Raw genomic sequence first — 17,538 nt, forward strand, 5'->3', positions numbered from 1 at the left:
TACGGATACTAAAAACCCTGTGGGTTTGTGGGGAAAACCCCGGTGCGGAGTCGCTCTGTGGGAAGTGGGTGCAGGACGTAAGATGGCGCGCATGCTCAACCCCGTGCACCTGGTGCTCGGCGAGGACGATTTCCTTGCCGAGCGCGCAACCAAAGCCATCGTCGCCCAGGCCGGCGAGGGCGTGGAGGTGACCACTCTGCGCGCCGGCGACGTCTCTGAAGGAGAGATCGCGATGGCGACCAGCCCGTCACTGTTCGCGGAGGACCGCGTGGTGGTGGTCAAGCACGCCGAGCTCGCCGGCAAGGAACCCACCGAGATCCTCCTGCAGGCCTGCGTGAACCCCGCGCCGGGCATCACGCTGATCATCGAGCACACCGGCGGCGGGCGTCAAAAGGCGATGGTGAAGAAGTTTGCCAAGGTCGCCGAGGTGCACAAGGCCGATCCGCTGAAAGACAATGAGCGCCGCTCCTGGCTCATGGAGGAGTTCCGCAGCCACGGCGTGCGCCCCACCCCGGACGTGGCCGCCGCGGTGCTGGAATCGGTCGGCTCGGACCTTCGCGAGCTCGCCTCCGCCGTCAGCCAACTGGTCAGCGACACTGAGGGCGAGCTCACCGTCGAATCCGTGCGCGCCTACTACGTGGGCGTGGCTGAGGTCGCCGGCTTCGACATCGCGGACCAGGCGGTGGCAGGCCGCGCGGACCGGGCGCTCGCGTCGACGCGCCGCGCGCTGCAGCTGGGCACTAGCCCGGTGTCCATCGCGGCGGCGCTCGCGCGCAAGGTCGGCGACATCGCCAAACTCCACGGCGTGCGCGGCAACCCGGACCAGCTGGCGCGCACCGTCGGCATGCACCCGTACGTGGCGAAAAAGACCATGCAGGTCGCGCGCCAGTGGAGCGGGGACGCGGTCTCGCACGCGGTGATCATCGTCTCCGACCTCGACGCCGAGGTGAAGGGCCAGGGCGGCGACCCGGAGTTCGCCCTCGAAAACGCGGTGCGCCGCATCGCGGAGCTTGCATGATCGCGCCGGGCGATCTCGCGGTCATCGTCGGGTTCAACCTGGTCGGCGCCGCCGCCCCGGGCCCCGACATGGTGCTGCTTATGCGCACGGCCACCCGCTCGCGCAGGCACGCCTGGGCGACCAACCTGGGCATCCACACCGGCGCCGCTTTGTGGTTCACGCTCACCGTCGTGGGCGCGGCGGCGCTTTTGCACGCGGTGCCGCAGGCCGTCGCCGCCATCCAGATACTCGGCGGCGCGGCGCTGATTTGGATGGGCCAGCACAACCTGCGCGGCGGGCTGCGCGACAGGCACGACCCGCCCGCGGACCTGGATGAAGCGGTGCAGCGCTTGGGCTCGGTGCGTGCTGCCTATCGACGGGGCCTTGCCACCAACCTGGCCAACCCCAAAATCGTGGTCGCGCTGACCGCCATGATCGCGCCGCTCTTGCCCGCGAACCCCTCGCTTTCCACCGCGCTGATTGTCATCGCCTCGCTCTGGCTCAGCTCGTTCGCCCTGTTCGGGGCGATCGCGCAGATCACCTCCGCCGAGCGGGTGCGCCGGAGGTTCCTGCGCGCCGGGCCCTACATCGACATTGTCGCGGGCGCGTTTTTCATGGTGGTCGGTGCAGTGCTCATCGCCCGCGGGCTTTTCAGCGTGCTCTAGAGGTAGCGGCGCAAGAACTGCGCAGTCTGGCGCGTCGCGCTCGGCGAGTCGAACCAGGTGTGGCCGCCGCCCTCGACGCGCTCGATGCGCACCGGCGCGGAGCAATCCTCGAAGTCGAAGGTGGTGATGGCACCGGAGCGCGACTGCGACGCCACCATGGAGCAGTCGTTCTTGCGGGCGAAGGTGCGCGCCACGTTCTCCACGGACTCGAAAGGTGCGCCGTGGCGGAAACCGCCGTTGTAGCCCACCACGCCGTCGTTGGTGCCGTGCATGATCATCGTCGGCACCTCGCCGGAGGTGCAGCCCGTGACGGTGGGGGAGTAGAACGCGCCCGCCACCGACGCGACACCGCGCACCGTCTCCGGGGCGTGGCAGGCCAGCGCGGCGACCATGCCGCCGCCGTTGGACAGGCCTACGGCGACGGTGCGGGAGGTGTCGGCGTTGTAGCGCGAAGCGACGTCGTTAAGCACGGCTTTTGTGTACGCGACATCCTCGTCGATGCTGGTGTCCGCGTACGGCGCGCCGCCCCATGCATTATCCACGCCCTGGCCGTAGACCACGATTGCGTTCGGGAACTCGCTTTCCAGGTTGGAGTAGTCGTGCATGTTGCCGGAGGTGTGGTGCCAGCCGCCGAAGCCCAGCACCACCGGGTAGGACTTCTCCGCGTCGAAGCCGCGCGGCAGCACCACGTCGTAGGTGCGGGTGCGCCCGTCCACTGTCAGCGAGTGGGTGTGCTCGCGGCTCGGCGAGACGACGCTCCCGTTTTTCGCCATCGGAATCGCGATTGCGATGCTGGCCAACAAGGCAGCCAGCACCCCGAGCGCACGCACCTGCTCCGGGTCCACGCCCTGGGCGTAGCGGGCCAGCAGCGCCTCAAACTCGGAGGAAGAACTTAACTGCTGCGCCTCGGCCGGCGCGACCGGCAACGACAGAGACAGGGAGGTGGCAAGCGCAGCTGCGAGCGCGCGGCGGGAGTGTTTCACAGCGGGTACATCGATTCTTAGTTCAAGGGGGTTACACACGAAACGCCCCGCGCACCGATTCAACGATGCACGGGGCGAAACACGACGGAACTAGTCCATCTTGTTCAGGGCGCGGGCCATGTTGGACTTCTTGTTCGCTGCGGAGTTGCGGTGGAACACGCCCTTGGTCACAGCCTTGTCCAGCTTGCGGGAAGCCACGCGCAGCTGCGCCTCAGCGGCAGCCTTGTCGCCGGACTCTACAGCCTCGCGGAACTTGCGGATCTCCGTGCGGGTGGCGGAGCGGACGGACTTGTTGCGCATGCGGCGCTTCTCGTTGGTGAGGACGCGCTTCTTCTGCTGCTTGATGTTAGCCATTATGAAATACCTCTTGGTTTCTCAATCGAACATGGATGTCGTCGTCCCAGCCGGGGTATCTTGCGCACCGCTTTGGCTATGAACGCGAACCCAAGGTCCTGCCCGCGTAGCAGTGTGCACCCGAAGGTGGCCGGTAACGGTCAACTTGAGCAGGATAACAGCCCGGCATTACCGGGCCAAACCGTCCTTACAGCCACTGGAAGCGCTCGCGCAGCGTGTTCGCCACCCGCTCGAAGCGGCGCTGCGGCACGGTGGTGCCGCGCCGGTGCACGTCGGCCTCCGGTACCACGAGCGTTTTGTCCAGGCGCACCCAGCACGGATGGCCTGAGGCGTCCCAGTCGCCGGGGCCGATTTCAAACCAGCGGTCATCCTCCGCGTGCTCCTCTTCCGGGGAGATGAGCAGGCCCAAGATGTCGCTGTGCTCGCGGCCCACCACCAGCATGGAGCGCTCTTTCGGCGGGTGCGACGGCACGGTCACCCACACCACCTCGCCGGGTTCGGCGCCGCCGTCCATGTCGGGGGCGTAGTAGACGTTGCGGGGCACCGAGCCGGTGGGGCGCACGTCCACGCGCGAGGCGCGCTTGCGGCGCATCTCAATCTGGTTGGTCACCCGGTCGTGCAGCAGGGCCAGGCCTTGGTCGAGCGATGCCGTGCGGGGTCGCGCGCCTTTGCGCTTAAATCGCTCGAACGCCACGTTGGCACCTCCACATTGCAGTTATCTGCAACCTTAAGCTTTCGTGTCTGCCGGGACAAGGGGTTTCTGCTGTTCTGCTGAAATCCCCCGCAGCGCCCACAGAAGGAGGGCGGTGCACACGACGGTCATCAGCGAGGCGCCCAGCATCTGCTGCCAACCGATCTCCGTCGCGTTCGGGTCCACCATGTCCAGTGCCCCGTAGCCGAAGAAGATCGTGTTGCTCACGGCGTGCAGCGCAATCGACGCCTCGAGCCCGCCCGTGCGCCAGGTCAGCACCGCGGTGCACACGGCGAATATGGCGATGTCGATGAGCCCGACCCAGTTGTAGGCGTGGCCCGCCACAAAGGCGATGCCCGGCAGCAGGTAGGCCAGCCACGCGGGCGCCCGCCACTGCCCGAGGATCTGCGGCAGCGCGCCGCGGAAGAGGAACTCCTCGGCGGCGGACTGCAGCGGCACGGCGATCAGCAGCGCCGCGAGGAGGGTCAGCCGGAACGGGTTGACGGTGGCTTCGGCGTGGGCGCCCCGGAAGGCGTCGATAAGCACTTGCGCCCCGTAGACCGCGCCGACGACTACAAGCGCGCGCCCGAGCACACCCCACCGCATTCCAAGCGCGGTGCTGAACAGCGCCGATGGGCGGCGCCCGGCGATGCGCGCGGCGAGAAACGGCGCCGGCAGGATCGCCGCGATGATCAGCACCTGCACGAGCGGGCTGAGCGGATCCGCTCCGCCCTCGACGAGCATTTCGAAGTCGCGGCCCGACAGCCCCGCGGCCAGCCCGAGGGCGATCACCGACGCAACCGCAAACAGGGCCACGAACGCGACCAGCACCACGAGCTCAATCAGTGCCCGCCACCACGTGGCGGGCCGGTGGCGGGCAACGAGTCCTAAACGGTGGTAAGGCATGGTGCATACCGTAGCGCGGGGTGCGCAAAGTAGGATGTGGCAACTATGGCCGCCAAATCGAAAAACTTTGCAGAGGAAACGTTCACGGACCCCGCCCGGATCCGCAACTTCTGCATCATCGCGCACATCGACCACGGCAAGTCCACGCTGGCAGACCGCATTTTGCAGCTGTCCAACGTCGTCGACGAGCGCGAGATGCGCGACCAGTACCTCGACAACATGGACATCGAGCGTGAACGCGGCATCACCATCAAGGCGCAGAACGTGCGCCTGCCGTGGGTGCCCAAGACCGGCGATCACGTGGGCGAGCAGATGGTGCTGCAGATGATCGACACCCCAGGCCACGTCGACTTCTCCTACGAGGTCGCCCGCAGTTTGGACGCCTGCGAGGGGGCAATCCTGCTTGTCGACGCAGCGCAGGGCATCGAGGCGCAAACCCTGGCCAACCTCTACATGGCCATCGACAACGACCTCGAGATCATCCCGGTGCTGAACAAGATCGACCTGCCGGCGGCGGACCCGGAGAAGTACGCCCTGGAGATCGCCAACATCATCGGCTGCGAGCCGGAGGACGTGCTGCGCGTTTCTGGCAAGACGGGCGAGGGCGTGCCGGAGCTGTTGGACCGCGTGGTGGACCTGATTCCTTCTCCTTCCTCCCCGTCGGGCGCGGCAGCGACCGACGCCGACGCACCGGCCCGCGCGCTGATCTTCGATTCGGTGTACGACACCTACCGCGGCGTGGTCACCTACATCCGCATGATGGACGGCAAGCTCGAGCCGAACCAGAAGGTGCAGATGATGAACACGGGCAAGACGCTGGAGATCCTCGAGATCGGTGTCGTCTCGCCCACCATGAAAAAGACGAAGGGCTTGGGCCCCGGCGAGGTGGGCTACCTCATCACCGGCGTGAAAGACGTGCGCGATACCCGCGTCGGCGACACCGTCACCTGGGCTTCCAAGGGCGCTGAAGAGCCGCTGGAGGGCTTCGAAGACGTCAAGCCGATGGTCTACTCGGGCCTGTTCCCGGTTTCGCAGGAGGACTTCCCCACGCTGCGCGAGAGCTTGGAGAAGCTGCAGCTTAACGACGCTTCGCTGACCTGGGAGCCGGAAACCTCCGTCGCGCTGGGCTTCGGCTTCCGCTGCGGGTTCTTGGGCCTGCTGCACATGGAGATCACGCGTACCCGCCTGGAGCGCGAGTTCGACCTGGACCTGATCTCCACCGCACCGTCCGTGACCTACCGCGTGGTGTCTGAGGACGGCACCGAGCAGATCGTGCACAACCCGTCGGACTGGCCCAGCGGCAAGATCCCCGAGGTCTACGAGCCGATCGTGAACATGACCATCATCGTGCCCCAGGAGTTCGTGGGCTCCACGATGGAGCTGTGCCAGTCCAAGCGCGGCCAGATGAAGAACATGGAGTACCTTTCCGAGGACCGCGTGGAGCTGCGCTACATCATGCCGCTCGGCGAGATCATCTTCGACTTCTTCGACATGCTGAAGTCCCGCACCAAGGGCTACGCCTCGCTCAATTATGAGGAGGCAGGCGAGCAGCTCGCGGACCTGGTCAAGGTGGACATCCTGCTCCAGGGCGAGCCTGTGGACGCCTTCTCCGCCATCGTGCACAAGGATTCGGCGCAGTGGTACGGCAACAAGATGACCAAGAAGCTCAAAGAGCTCATCCCGCGCCAGCAGTTCGAGGTTCCGGTCCAGGCCGCCATCGGCTCGAAGATCATCGCCCGCGAAAACATCCGCGCGCTGCGCAAGGACGTGCTGTCCAAGTGCTACGGCGGCGATATTTCCCGTAAGCGCAAGCTTTTGGAGAAGCAGAAGGCCGGTAAGAAGCGCATGAAGAACATCGGCTCTGTCACCGTGCCGCAGGAAGCGTTCGTGGCTGCGCTGTCCACCGACGGCGAGGAGTAGCGGCCAGCGCCCACCCCACCCGCCGCCGGTGCCACATGTGACAGAACGAATGTCACATTTGGCACTCTTCCCGGGTCGCGCAAGAAGCCGATGGCACATCCGTCACCGGACCCCGAGCTTCTGCTTCAGCACCGCCTCCACCACCTCGACGCACTGACGCATGCTCCTGGAGGCAGTGCGTGGCACCGTCCAGCCGTGCATTATCGATGTCAGATTGATCGACGAGTCCAATTGCCGCTGTTCGTAGGTCCAGTGGTGGCTGCCGTCGTACATGATCCCCAATTTCAGCTCGGGGATGGCGAAGTCGAAGGTGGTGACCACCCTGCCGCCGACTACCAGCGGGTATTGCTCCACCAGCATCAGGTTGTATTTTTCCACCACTGGCTGCAGGAGCAGGCGCAGCTCCGTTTCTTTCGGCGAATCGGCGGTGTCGCGGGAGAGATTGAGTACCTTCGAGAGCCACCGCTTGCTCAGTTGGCCCGCGGCGGCCTGCTGCAGCTCCGGGACCTGCAGCCCCAGGTGGCGCCGGACGCAGTCCACGAGCTGCACCGCCCGGACCACCTCCGCTGCAACGCCCGGGACCGGCTCCGTCTGCCACGAATGTTCGCCGGCTCGAATCTGCTGCAAGGCCTGGATGGTTGCCCGGGCCGGCGTGGCGGTGCGGATAGGCATGCCGCGGTGGGTGAGTGTCCAGGTTTCGGTGTGGGGCGCTCGCAGCCGAGCAACCGCGGGTCGGAAGGTGGAGGCAGGCAGTGTCGCCCGGACGGCCGCCCGTAGCGTCGTGTCCGCCCCTTCCACCAGGTACGGCAGTCGGTACAGCGCCAGCGCCGAGAAGCCGCAGACCACGCTGCCGGGCCGTTCGGAGGCGTGCACCACCGCGCGCACGGCTGCGGCGACGTCGTAGCGTTCCCGGCGCGGGTGGTGTCGCGCGGCCAGTTGCGTTGTCCACTCGTCGTGCCCAAACCGTTCGTGAACGAATAGTCGCTTGCTCACGCGCAGGTAGTACTGCTTGGGTTGCATCTGGTCGGCGCGCAGGATCACCGGGTCGAATTCAATTTCCATGCCGTCGTGCATAGGTATATGACGCTCCGAGCTGCGCCTCGGTTCCTACAATCGCCGTATGCGCGAAATCGAAATCACCCGCGGCGGGTTCACCGTCTTCGCCCGCGTTGTCGGCGACCCCAAGGCCCCGGCGCTGCTGTACCTGCAGGGCGGGCCGGGGTTTCCGGCGCCGCGCCAGCGCTTCGCGTGGATCACCCACGCGCTTGAGCGTGGCTACCAGGTGGTGCTCTTGGACCAGCGCGGCACCGGCCGCTCCACTCGCATCGACGCCGCTACACCTTCGCTTATCGACGCTAAAGTGCTCACGCAGCTGCGCGCCGACGAGATTGTCGCCGACGCCGAAGCGCTTCGCGAGGAGTTGGGGCTGAAACGGTGGGACGTGCTGGGGCAGTCCTTCGGCGGGTTCTGCCTCATGCACTACCTGTCCGCGCACCCGGAGGGTGTGGGTAGGGCGTTGTTTACCGGTGGCGTGCCATCGATAAGCAAGGGGCCCGACGAGGTGTACCGTGCGACCTTTGCCAAGCTGAAGCGCCGCCACCTGCAGTTCAACGAGCAATACCCGGCCGCCGAGGCGATGGTGCGCGAGGTGTGCCGCCACCTGGAGGCGCAGGAGGAGCTGCTGCCGACGGGGGAGCGCCTCAGCGCGCGCCGGCTACGCACTGTGGGTATCGAGCTGGGCCGCGAGGGCGGCTTCGAATCGCTGGCCAGGTTGTTTGAGGCACCGTTCCACCAAAACGGGCGCCTGCGCACCGATTTCCTGGCGGAGGTGGGCGAGCGCGTCAGCTTTGCCAAAGGCCCGCTGTACGCCGCGGTGCACGAGAGCATCTACGGCGGGACGGTGCCGGGTGCGACCAACTGGGCGGCCGAGCGGGTATCGGCCGAGTTGGACGGGTTCAGCCCGCACGCACACCCGGACGATGCGGAGTTCTACCTCACCGGCGAGCACATCTTCCCGTTCCAATTCGATGAGGATCCGGCGCTGCGCCCGTTCGCACAAGTCGCCCACGACCTGGCGGAAAAGGACGACTGGCCCAACCTGTACGCGGGATTGGGCAGCGACTACGACGCGTACGCGGCGGTGTACACCGACGACATCTTCGTCCCGCGCGAGCTGTCGCTCGAGACCGCCTCGGCGATCGGCGCGCAGGTGTTTGAAACCGACCAGTTCCAGCACGACGGGCTGCGCCGCCACGGCGAAGCGGTGCTAGGCCGCCTGCTGGACATGGCGGGGGTGTAAAGGGGCCTAGAGCTCCGGCAGCTCGTCGCCCACGGAGGGGTAGGACGGCTGCGCGCCGGGCCGGGTGACCGAAAATGCGCCGACGCGGGAGGCGAACGCCGCGGCGTCGGCCATGCTGTCGCCTTCGAGGATGCGGTGGCAAAACGCGCCCGCGAACGAGTCGCCGGCGCCGACGGTGTCCACCGCCTCCACCTTGGGTGAGTCGATGTGGGTCAGCTCCTCGGCGGTGGCGACGAGCGCGCCGGCGGAACCGAGGGTGAGCACCACGGAGGCGAACCCGGCGTCGAGCAGGCGGCGGGCCAACTCTTCCGGGGTGCCGGCGCCGTCGAGGCCGAGCTGCTCCAGGATCAGGCCGGCTTCGTGCTCGTTGGCCATGAGCGGGTCGGCGGCGAGCAGAGACTTACGCGGCACGTCGACGACGGGCGCGAGGTTGACCACCACGCGCCCGCGCGCCAGCTCCACGGCGCGCGCGAAGCCGTCGGCCGGGATCTCGCCCTGCAGCAGCACCAGCTCGGCGGTTTCCACGGCGTCGGCGTGCCTGTCCACGAACTCCGCGCCGACCAGCGCGTTCGCCCCCGGCACCACCAGCACGGTGTTCTCGCCGTTGGCGGCGACGGTGATCACGGCCAGGCCGGTGACGTCCTCGACCTCTTCGACGTGGCGCATGTCAACCCCGGCCTCGCGCAGGATTGCGGTGGCGGGGTCGGCGTTGGCGTCGTTGCCGGTCGCGCCGACCATGACCACCGGGGTGCCCAGCTTCGCCGCGGCGACGGCCTGGTTCGCACCCTTGCCGCCGGCGGTGATGCCGCCGCCGGAGCCCAGCAGGGTCTCACCTGGGGTGGGGTGGCGCTCGACGTTGACGGTCAGGTCGGCATTGATGGATCCGACGACGCACATACTCATGGCCGTCAATCTACAGCACAGCGTCGAGCAGCTCGCGCGTGTACGGGTGCTGCGGCGCCGCCCAGATCTCCTCGGTCGCGCCGTGCTCGACGATGCGCCCGTGCCGCATCACCGCCACGGTGGGGCACAGCTCGCGCGCGACCCTCAGGTCGTGGGTGACAAAAACGAGCGTGTGCTTGCCGACGGTATCGCGCAGCAGATCCAGCACATGGTCCTGGATGGTGGCGTCGAGGGCGGAGACGGGCTCGTCGGCAAGCAAAATGCTCGGGCGCGGTGCCGCGGCGCGCGCGATCGAGATGCGCTGGCGCTGCCCGCCGGAAAACTGCCGCGGTGTACGGTCGCCGGTGCCCTCCAGCCCCACGCGCGCGAGCACGTCGTCGGCGCGCGCGGTATCGACGCCTGCCTCGCGTATCGACGTCCTCACGGCCATCCGCGGATCCAGCGACGAGTACGGGTCCTGGAAGACCATCTGCACGTCGCCCGCAACGTTGACGGTGCCGGCGGTCGGCTCGCGCAGGCCCGCGATGAGGTGCAAAAGCGACGTCTTGCCGGAGCCGGACCCGCCCACGATGGCGAGGCGCTCGCCGGCGCGCACGGTCAGGGTGACGTCGTCGACGGCCAGGGTGTGCCCGCGCCGCAGCGAGACGCCGTCGAGTGCGACCACCGGTTCCCCGAGCGCGACGGGCTCGGCGGGCGGGCCGGGCACCGCAGCGGCGGCAAGCGCCTTGGCGTAGTCCGAGTCCGGCGCCATCATGCGCCCGCCCTTGAACACGAGCACACGGTCGGTCATGCGGCGCACCACGGCGAGGTCGTGGGAGATGAACAGCAGCGCCATGCCGCGTTCGCGCACGAGGCGGTCGAGAAGCTCCAGGATCTCCGCCTGCACGATGGCATCGAGGGCGGTGGTGGGCTCGTCGCAAATCAGCGCGTCCGGGTTTTGCGACAGGGCCAGCGCGACGAGCACGCGCTGGCGCTGCCCGCCGGACAGCTCGTGCGGGTAGGCGCCCGGCCGGTCCACGCCGACTTCGCGCAACAGCTCGCGGGAGACGAGTTTGCCGATCTTCTTCAGCGGATCCAGCGCCGTCATCGGCTCCTGGAACACCATCGCGACTTTCCTGCCGCGCACGCGCCGGCGCACGCGGTCCGGGGTGCCCACCATCTCGGTGCCGTCGACGGTGATGGAGCCCTCCGCCGGCAGGTCGGTCAAACCCATGATGGACAGTGCGGTGACGGACTTGCCGGAGCCGGACTCGCCGATGATGCCCACGCGCTCGCCCGGCGCGACGGAAAAGGTGATGTCGTCGAGGATGCCGGGGATGGATAAGTGTTTAACGTCGATCATCAGCGTGTCCCAGAAGATTGAAGCCCAGCACGGTCAGCGCGATTGCCGCACCCGGCCACAGCGCCAGGTGGGGGGAGGTGGCCAAATACGGCTGGGAGGCCTGCAGCATGCGGCCCCAGGAGGCGTAGGGCGCGGGCGCGCCGAGGCCCAGAAACGACAGGCCGGCCTCCGCCAGGATGGCCAGGGCGACCGCGACGGAGACCTGGGTGAGCACGAGCGGCCAGATGTTCGGCAGCACGTGCCGCCACGCGATCAAAGGCCCGGACACCTTGGCGATGCGCGCGGCCAGGATGTAGTCGTGCTGCATGACTTGCATGGTCCCGGCGCGGGCCACGCGCACGAAGGCGGGGATGCCGGCGATGCCGATGGCCAGCACCACAATCCAGATGGAGGCGCCGAACACGGCGGTGAACACGATGGCCAAAAGCAGCGCGGGGAAGGCCAGCAGCAGGTCCGCGCCGGCCATGACCACGCGCGAGGCAGACCGCCGCATCCCGGCCCAGATCCCCAGCGGCACGCCGACAAGCCCGGACAGCGCGACCGCACCCACGGCCACGGTCAGCGTTAGCCGCGCGCCGTCCATCACGCGCGAGAGAATGTCGCGGCCGAACTGGTCGGTGCCCATCCAGTGCGACGCGGAACTACCTTGCAACCGAGCGGCGACTTCCGTCTGCAGCGGGTCGTACGGCGTCCACACGAGCGACAGCAGCGCCGCGACGGCCACCAGCGCGACGATTACCGCGCCAACTTTGCGCTGCCAGCTCATGCCTGCCTCCGAATCCGCGGGTCCACAACCGTGTAGGTCAGGTCCACGATCAGGTTCACCACCAGGGTGAACGCCACGATGACCATCATCACGGTCTGCACGGTGGCCAGGTCGCGGTTGCCCACAGCGTCGAGAAGCATGGTGCCCAGACCCGGAATCGTGAACACCCGCTCGATCACCACGGCGCCCACCACCAGCGACGCGAGCTGCACGCCGACGACCGTGATCACCGGCAGCGCGGCGTTTCGAAGCGCCGAGGTGAACAGCACATTGCCTATCGACGCACCAAGGGCCCTGCCCGTCCTCACATAATCTTTGCCCATCTCCTCGCGCACCGAGGCTGCGACGTAGCGCGTGAGGATCGAGGCCTGCACGAGCGCGAGCGAGGCCACCGGCAGCACCGCGTGCGCCGGCGTGCCCCAGCCGTTGGCCGGCAGCCAGCCCAGGCGCACCGAAAACAGCGCGACCAGCGCGATGCCGACCAGAAACGACGGCACGATGATGCCCACCTGCGACAGCGCCCCGACGACCGCGCCGTCGGGGGAGTGGGTGCGCCGCGCCAGGTACACGCCCACCGGCACCGCGACGGCGAGCGACACCGCCATCGCCACAAGGGTGAGCGTGAGCGAGACCCCGGCGCGCTCGATCACCGTGTCGGTGATGTCTTTGCCGGAGGACATGGAGATGCCGAAGTCGCCGGTGAGAAGGCCCGAAACCCAGTCGATGTACTGCACCGGCAGCGGCTGGTCCAGCCCGAGGCGCGCCGACAGCTCCGCGACGGCCTCCTCGGTGGCCGAGACCCCCAGCGCCACGCGCGCCGGGTCGCCGGGCACGGCGCGCAGCAGGGTGAAGATGACCACGCTGGCCGCGGCGAGCAGCAGCACGAAGCGCAGGATGTGTTTTGCCAGCGTGCGGATCATTTCTCCACCTCGTTCAGCGGCAGCGAGTCGGTGACCACGTTCGGGTCCAGGCCGGAGACCCCGGGGGCGTAGAGCACGATGTTCGGGGCGTTGGCCAGAGTCAGCGCGGCGGCGTCGTCCATGATCTGCTCGACCGCGCCGGCCATGTCGCCGGCGGCGATGCGCTCGCGCACCACCGCGTTGTCGTAGCCCAGGTAGTAGTCCGGGTTGCCAAAGAGCATGGGCACGTCGCGCGGCTCCACGTGGGCCACCAGCGAGGCCTGGTAGTCGTGGCCCTTTAGCACTTGGTTGAGCCAGACCGCGGGGAATTCGACGGTCTCGAGGCGCACGCGGAAGCCGACGTCTCGAAGCTGCGAGTACAACAGCTCGCTCGCTTCCTGGGCGTAGGGCCGGTTGGGCACGGTGATGGTGATCTCGGGGGTGCGCCCGGCGAGCAGCTCGCGCGCCTTGTCCGGATCGAAGGGGTAGAAGTCGCGGCCCGGGTACCAGGGGTCCGTCGGGGGCACGGGCGCGCCGCCGGTGTCGGTGGCCAGGCCGTTGTAGACCACCTCGTTGACCGCCGCCCGGTCCACCGCGTACGCCACGGCGCGGCGCACGTTCGGGTCGTCGAAAGGCGCGCGGGTGTTGTTCATGGACAGCAGCACCTCGCCGTTGGTGGTGCCCACCTCGACGCGGATGTCCTCGGGCAGCGTGTCGATCAGCTGCGGCGCCTGCATGCCCCACACCACGTCCGCATCGCCCACGCGCAAGGCGTTGACGGCGGAGACCGGGTCGTCGAAGTAGCGGATCAGCCCGTCGCGCGCGACGTCGCCGCCCCAGTAGTCCTCGCGCGCGTCGAACTCGATGGCCTCGCCCACGTCGAAGCGTTTCACGGTGTACGGCCCGGTGCCCAGGGGAGCGGTCGCAAGCTTGTCGACGCCTGCCGGTGTCATCATCGCCCCCGTCAGGGTGCCCATGGACCACAGCCACGCGTCCTCGGCAGCGGTCCCGCCCTCGACGGTCACGCGCAGCGTCCGCTCGTTAACCACCTCGACGCCTGTGACCGGATCCATCTGGGCCTTCAGCCCGTTGGTCCACTCGTTTTGCACGTAGTGGATGGAAAACGCGGCATCGTCCGCAGTAAACGGTTTGCCGTCGGCGAAGGTGACGCCGTCGCGCAGGTGGAAGGTGAACGTGCCGCCATCGCGCTCCACACGTTCGGCGAGGTGGGGCACGGGGGCACCGGAGGCGTCGATACGCACGAGCGTTTCGTAGACATTGCCCACGAGCGCCTGGGGCGCGGCCGCGCCGCCGGTGGTGGTGAAATCCAGCCCGGCCGGTGCGCCGGAGGCGGCCACGACCACGTTGTCGCGCGGCGCGGCATCACCGCAGGCGGCCAGGGGGAGGGCCAAGGCGACGGCGGCCACCAGACTCCTTGCATGCATGTATGAAGAGGTTAGCGGATCTCTGATTCCGCCTGGAACCACAGCGGGGATGAGTGCCCGCGCACGTTGTTCAGACCGAAGGACAGCTTGTCCACGCGGAAGGTGTGCACCGCGGCCTCGAGCACGTCGCCGTTGTGCGTCAACGCTTTGATCTTCACGCGCAGCACCGGGGCGCCTTCGGCGATGCCCAGCTTGCCGGCGACGTCGGCGTCCGCCTGCTCGATGGTGAAGGCGCGGGAGATGTTGTTGAAGTCCGCGCCCGCGCGGATGAGCTCGCGGTGGATGGACTGCTCGGAGGTGTCCACGGATTCGATGACCTCCGAGAGCACCGGCAGAAACGCCATCTGCTCAATCACCATGGGCTCGCCGTCGGCGCTGCGCACGCGGCGGACAACGAAGATCTCGTCGCCGGGGGTGATGCGCATGCACTCTGCCAGCTCCTCGCTGGCGGTGTCCAGGCCGAACTGCTCCATGTCCTCGCTCGGGTCCTTGCCCATGCGGAAGATCCAGGAGGTGTTGGACAGGATCTCCTCGAACGTCTCGGTGCGCGTGTTCGACAGCACCAGGGAGCGGCGGCCGCGGCCGGAGGACAGCAGGCCCTCGGCGCGCAGGGTGGCCACAGCCTGGCGCACTGGCCCGCGGGAGGTGTTGAACTGCTCGCACAGTTCCACCTCGCTGGGCAGCGACTCGCCGGCCGGAATGTGGCCCGCGAAGATCTCATCACGCAGGTAGTCCGCGATCTCCTCGTGCTGCTGCGGGCGGCGGAGTGGGCCGGTAGGCAGTTGCGCCATTGCGGGATCACGTCCTTCTTAGACAACCGGGAATGTAACGTCCCCCGATACTAAACCAGCCGACGAATAACTCCTATTAGTTGGAGGCCTGTCCCGATTAACCCCAGGCTTCGGCGAGGATTTCCATGGACCGGCTCACCTCGTCGTGGCTGCCGGCCTGCAGCGAGATCATCAGCTCGTCGGCCTGGGCAGTCTTGCGGAACGCCTCCAAGTACTCGGCGACCTGCTCGCCGGTGCCCTCGGCGGTGTAGCGCAGCATGTCGATGATCTGGCGGCCCTGGTACGAGTTGACCACGGTGTCCAGCTGGTCGTCGGAAAGCTGCTTGCCCTGGCGCCCCATAAACGCGCGCACGCGGTTGCGGTGCACCACCTTCGTCTGGCGCTTCGCGTCCTCCTCGGTGTCGGCGGCGGTGACGTTGACCGCGGCGATACAGTACGGCTCCGGGTGGCGCTCGGACGGCTGGTAGTTCTCGCGGTAGTAGGAGGTGGCCTGCTCCAGGTGCTGCGGGGCGAAGTGGGAGGCGAACGCGTACGGCAGGCCCAGCTGCGCGGCCAACGAGGCGCCGAACATGGACGAGCCCAGGATGATCAGCGGCACGTTGGTGTTAAAGCCCGGCATGGCGGTCACGCCCGGCAGCGGCGAGGTGTTGGACAGCCACGCCTGCAGCTCCTGGACGTCCTGCGGGAAGTTCTCGGCGGCGCGCGGGTCGCGGCGCAGCGCCCGGCCCAGGGTCTGCTGGTCGGTGCCGGGCGCGCGGCCCAGGCCCAGGTCGATGCGGCCGGGGTAGAGCTCCTCCAGCATGCCGAACTGCTCGGCGATGACGTACGGGGAGTGGTTCGGCAGCATCACGCCGCCCGCACCGAGGCGGATGCGGCTGGTCTTCGCGCCGATGTGGCTGATCAGCACCGCCGGCGACGAGGAGACGATGCTGGACATGTTGTGGTGCTCCGCGTACCAGATGCGCGAATAACCTAAGGCCTCCGCCTGCTGGGCGAAGGCCACGGAGCGCTGCGTCGCCTCGCCGACGGATTCGCCGGGGTAGCGGGTGCAGAAATCGATGAGCGAAAGTGGGGCGTTCATGCGCCCCACCGTACTAGTCCCTGGTTTGCAGGACGGGGACAGCGTCGCCCTCCGCCGAGAGGTCTTCGCCCTCGACGGATTCCATCGTGCCCGGGATCATGGCGGGCTTGGGGCGGACAAAGTCCACGACCAGGCCGATGACGAAGGCGATGACCACCGGCACGACCCAGCCGAGCCCGGCGTCGAACATCGGCGCCCACTGCACAATCGGGGTCAAGGCATCCGCGCCCCACTCCAGCGAGATCAACGTCTCGATCGCGGACCACACCACGGCCGTCCACAGCGGCAGGAAGAACGCCCAGCTGAAGCGGGTGCGGGCGCGGAAGGCCGGCTCGATCAGGGTCAGGGCGATCAGGGTGATCGCCGGCGGGTAGAGGAAGCCGATGACCGGGGCGGCGATCGTCATGACGAACTCGAGGCCCTGGGTGGCGATGATCATGGAGGTCACGGCGAAGATGACGGCCCAGACGTGGTAGGAGCCGGGGAACTGCTCGGAGAAGTACTCGCCGGTCGCGGTGATCAGGCCCACCGCGGTGGTCAGGCAGGCCAGCAGCACGATGGCGGAGAACACGGCCTGGCCGGCGCCGCCCATCGTCAGGTTGGCGGCCTCGGCGAGCAGCCCGGCACCGTTGTCGAACTCGCCGGCGTTCGGCATGACGCGGCCGATCAGGCCCAAGCCGATGTAGACCAGGCCCAGCATGATGCCTGCGCCGACACCCGCTGCGATGGTGCCGCCGACCAGCTCCTTGCCCTCGTTGAAGCCCCGGTGGCGCAGGGTGGAGATGACCACGATGGAAAACGCCAGCGCGGCGATGGAATCCATGGTGAGGTAGCCCTCGAGCAAGCCGGCGGTCAGCGGGCCATCGTCGTACGGCTCGTTCGGCGCGGCCGGTTCGGCGCTCCAGCGGAACGCGGCCACGGAAATCATCACGACCAGCAGCACCAGAAGCGCCGGGGTGAGGAACTTGCCCAGCTTCTCCATGATGGTGGTGGGGTTCCAGGACAGCGCCAGCGCGATGCCGAAGAACACCACGTTGAACACGGCGGACGAGGCAAAGGATTCGAGGCCGAACAGCGGGGTGATCGCCGTTTCAAAAGAGACGGCGCCGGTGCGCGGCAGGGCGTAGAACGCGCCGATGGACAAGTACGCCAGCACCGGGAAGACCACACCGAAGATGGAGCCGGCGCGCTGCGCCAGGTCGCGGAGGTTCGAGCCGGACAGCGCAATGGCGATCACGGCCAGCACCGGCAAAAGCGATGCGGTGGTGAGGAAGCCGAACAGCGCCGGCCAGAAGTTGTCGCCCGCCTCCACGGCCAGCATGGGCGGGAAGATGAGGTTGCCCGCGCCGAAGAACATCGAAAACAGCGCCAGCCCGGTGACGACGATCGCGCTGGTGGAGCGCTTCGAGCCGCCTTCGGGCTGTGATGCCACTGTGGAACCCATGGTCGTTCCTCTCTAGTTGGGTTGAAGTTCCCTAGAGTCTAGACCAACCGAC

17 protein-coding genes are annotated in these 17,538 nt (G+C 67.8%); 4 read left to right on the top strand and 13 right to left on the bottom strand.

Translation table 11 applies throughout. From position 1 onward, the window contains the following. The first annotated feature begins 82 nt into the window (after positions 1-82). Positions 83-1,018, top strand: coding sequence for a DNA polymerase III subunit delta (gene holA, locus ACF3NP_RS01205; RefSeq protein WP_181888912.1), 936 nt, complete (start codon positions 83-85; stop codon positions 1,016-1,018). Then, a complete protein-coding gene (locus ACF3NP_RS01210; protein WP_181888911.1) occupies positions 1,015-1,662 on the top strand; it encodes a LysE family translocator in 648 nt (215 codons plus the stop codon). Before holA ends, ACF3NP_RS01210 begins: the two co-directional genes overlap by 4 nt. Here the strand turns inward: ACF3NP_RS01210 and ACF3NP_RS01215 are convergent. The 4 genes from ACF3NP_RS01215 to ACF3NP_RS01230 form a co-directional block, all read right to left on the bottom strand. Beyond that, positions 1,659-2,645, bottom strand: a complete 987-nt coding sequence (locus tag ACF3NP_RS01215) for a CE1 family esterase (protein ID WP_392398848.1) — start codon at positions 2,643-2,645, stop codon at positions 1,659-1,661. The two genes, ACF3NP_RS01210 and ACF3NP_RS01215, sit on opposite strands and share 4 nt — an antisense overlap. A 90-nt stretch (positions 2,646-2,735) precedes the next feature. Then, positions 2,736-2,999, bottom strand: coding sequence for a 30S ribosomal protein S20 (gene rpsT / locus ACF3NP_RS01220; RefSeq protein WP_038612735.1), 264 nt, complete (start codon positions 2,997-2,999; stop codon positions 2,736-2,738). A gap of 187 nt (positions 3,000-3,186) precedes the next feature. Beyond that, on the bottom strand, positions 3,187-3,693 hold the full coding sequence (locus ACF3NP_RS01225; protein WP_239306246.1) for a type II toxin-antitoxin system PemK/MazF family toxin: 507 nt from the start codon (positions 3,691-3,693) through the stop codon (positions 3,187-3,189). A gap of 33 nt (positions 3,694-3,726) precedes the next feature. Beyond that, the gene (locus tag ACF3NP_RS01230; RefSeq protein ID WP_181888909.1) at positions 3,727-4,596 is read right to left on the bottom strand and encodes a CPBP family intramembrane glutamic endopeptidase; all 870 of its coding nucleotides are present in this window, start codon (positions 4,594-4,596) and stop codon (positions 3,727-3,729) included. A 45-nt stretch (positions 4,597-4,641) separates the two neighbouring features. On the opposite strand from ACF3NP_RS01230, the gene lepA reads away from it, so the two are divergent. Then, positions 4,642-6,516 (top strand): translation elongation factor 4, encoded by a 1,875-nt coding sequence (gene lepA / locus ACF3NP_RS01235; protein WP_181888908.1) that lies wholly within the window; start codon positions 4,642-4,644, stop codon positions 6,514-6,516. Between the two features lie 102 nt (positions 6,517-6,618). Here lepA and ACF3NP_RS01240 read toward each other — a convergent pair whose 3' ends face one another. Beyond that, complete coding sequence (locus ACF3NP_RS01240; RefSeq protein ID WP_181888907.1) at positions 6,619-7,578, bottom strand: hypothetical protein; 960 nt, start codon at positions 7,576-7,578, stop codon at positions 6,619-6,621. 58 nt (positions 7,579-7,636) lie between these two features. On the opposite strand from ACF3NP_RS01240, the gene ACF3NP_RS01245 reads away from it, so the two are divergent. Continuing rightward, entirely contained in the window at positions 7,637-8,815 is a 1,179-nt protein-coding gene (locus tag ACF3NP_RS01245) for an alpha/beta fold hydrolase (protein WP_202032094.1), read from the top strand. Between the two features lie 6 nt (positions 8,816-8,821). Here the strand turns inward: ACF3NP_RS01245 and ACF3NP_RS01250 are convergent, their stop codons facing one another. From ACF3NP_RS01250 to brnQ, 8 genes are all read right to left on the bottom strand, one after another. Further along, complete coding sequence (locus ACF3NP_RS01250) at positions 8,822-9,718, bottom strand: ribokinase (RefSeq protein ID WP_181888906.1); 897 nt, start codon at positions 9,716-9,718, stop codon at positions 8,822-8,824. Between the two features lie 10 nt (positions 9,719-9,728). Continuing rightward, complete coding sequence (locus ACF3NP_RS01255; protein WP_181888905.1) at positions 9,729-11,060, bottom strand: ATP-binding cassette domain-containing protein; 1,332 nt, start codon at positions 11,058-11,060, stop codon at positions 9,729-9,731. Next, positions 11,047-11,826, bottom strand: coding sequence for an ABC transporter permease (locus ACF3NP_RS01260; protein ID WP_181888904.1), 780 nt, complete (start codon positions 11,824-11,826; stop codon positions 11,047-11,049). Before ACF3NP_RS01260 ends, ACF3NP_RS01255 begins: the two co-directional genes overlap by 14 nt. After that, positions 11,823-12,746, bottom strand: coding sequence for an ABC transporter permease (locus ACF3NP_RS01265; protein ID WP_181888903.1), 924 nt, complete (start codon positions 12,744-12,746; stop codon positions 11,823-11,825). The genes ACF3NP_RS01260 and ACF3NP_RS01265 overlap by 4 nt, the downstream gene beginning before the upstream one ends. Further along, positions 12,743-14,170: an ABC transporter substrate-binding protein gene (locus ACF3NP_RS01270; protein WP_181888902.1), complete on the bottom strand. Its 1,428-nt coding sequence runs from the start codon at positions 14,168-14,170 to the stop codon at positions 12,743-12,745. The genes ACF3NP_RS01265 and ACF3NP_RS01270 overlap by 4 nt, the downstream gene beginning before the upstream one ends. An 11-nt stretch (positions 14,171-14,181) precedes the next feature. After that, complete coding sequence (locus ACF3NP_RS01275; RefSeq protein WP_181888901.1) at positions 14,182-14,961, bottom strand: GntR family transcriptional regulator; 780 nt, start codon at positions 14,959-14,961, stop codon at positions 14,182-14,184. A 97-nt stretch (positions 14,962-15,058) separates the two neighbouring features. Further along, on the bottom strand, positions 15,059-16,042 hold the full coding sequence (locus ACF3NP_RS01280; protein ID WP_181888900.1) for an LLM class flavin-dependent oxidoreductase: 984 nt from the start codon (positions 16,040-16,042) through the stop codon (positions 15,059-15,061). A gap of 13 nt (positions 16,043-16,055) precedes the next feature. Further along, complete coding sequence (gene brnQ / locus ACF3NP_RS01285; RefSeq protein ID WP_181888899.1) at positions 16,056-17,486, bottom strand: branched-chain amino acid transport system II carrier protein; 1,431 nt, start codon at positions 17,484-17,486, stop codon at positions 16,056-16,058. Between the last annotated feature and the right edge of the window lie 52 nt (positions 17,487-17,538).

The organism is Corynebacterium lehmanniae (assembly GCF_043161975.1).
Lineage (GTDB): Bacteria > Actinomycetota > Actinomycetes > Mycobacteriales > Mycobacteriaceae > Corynebacterium > Corynebacterium lehmanniae.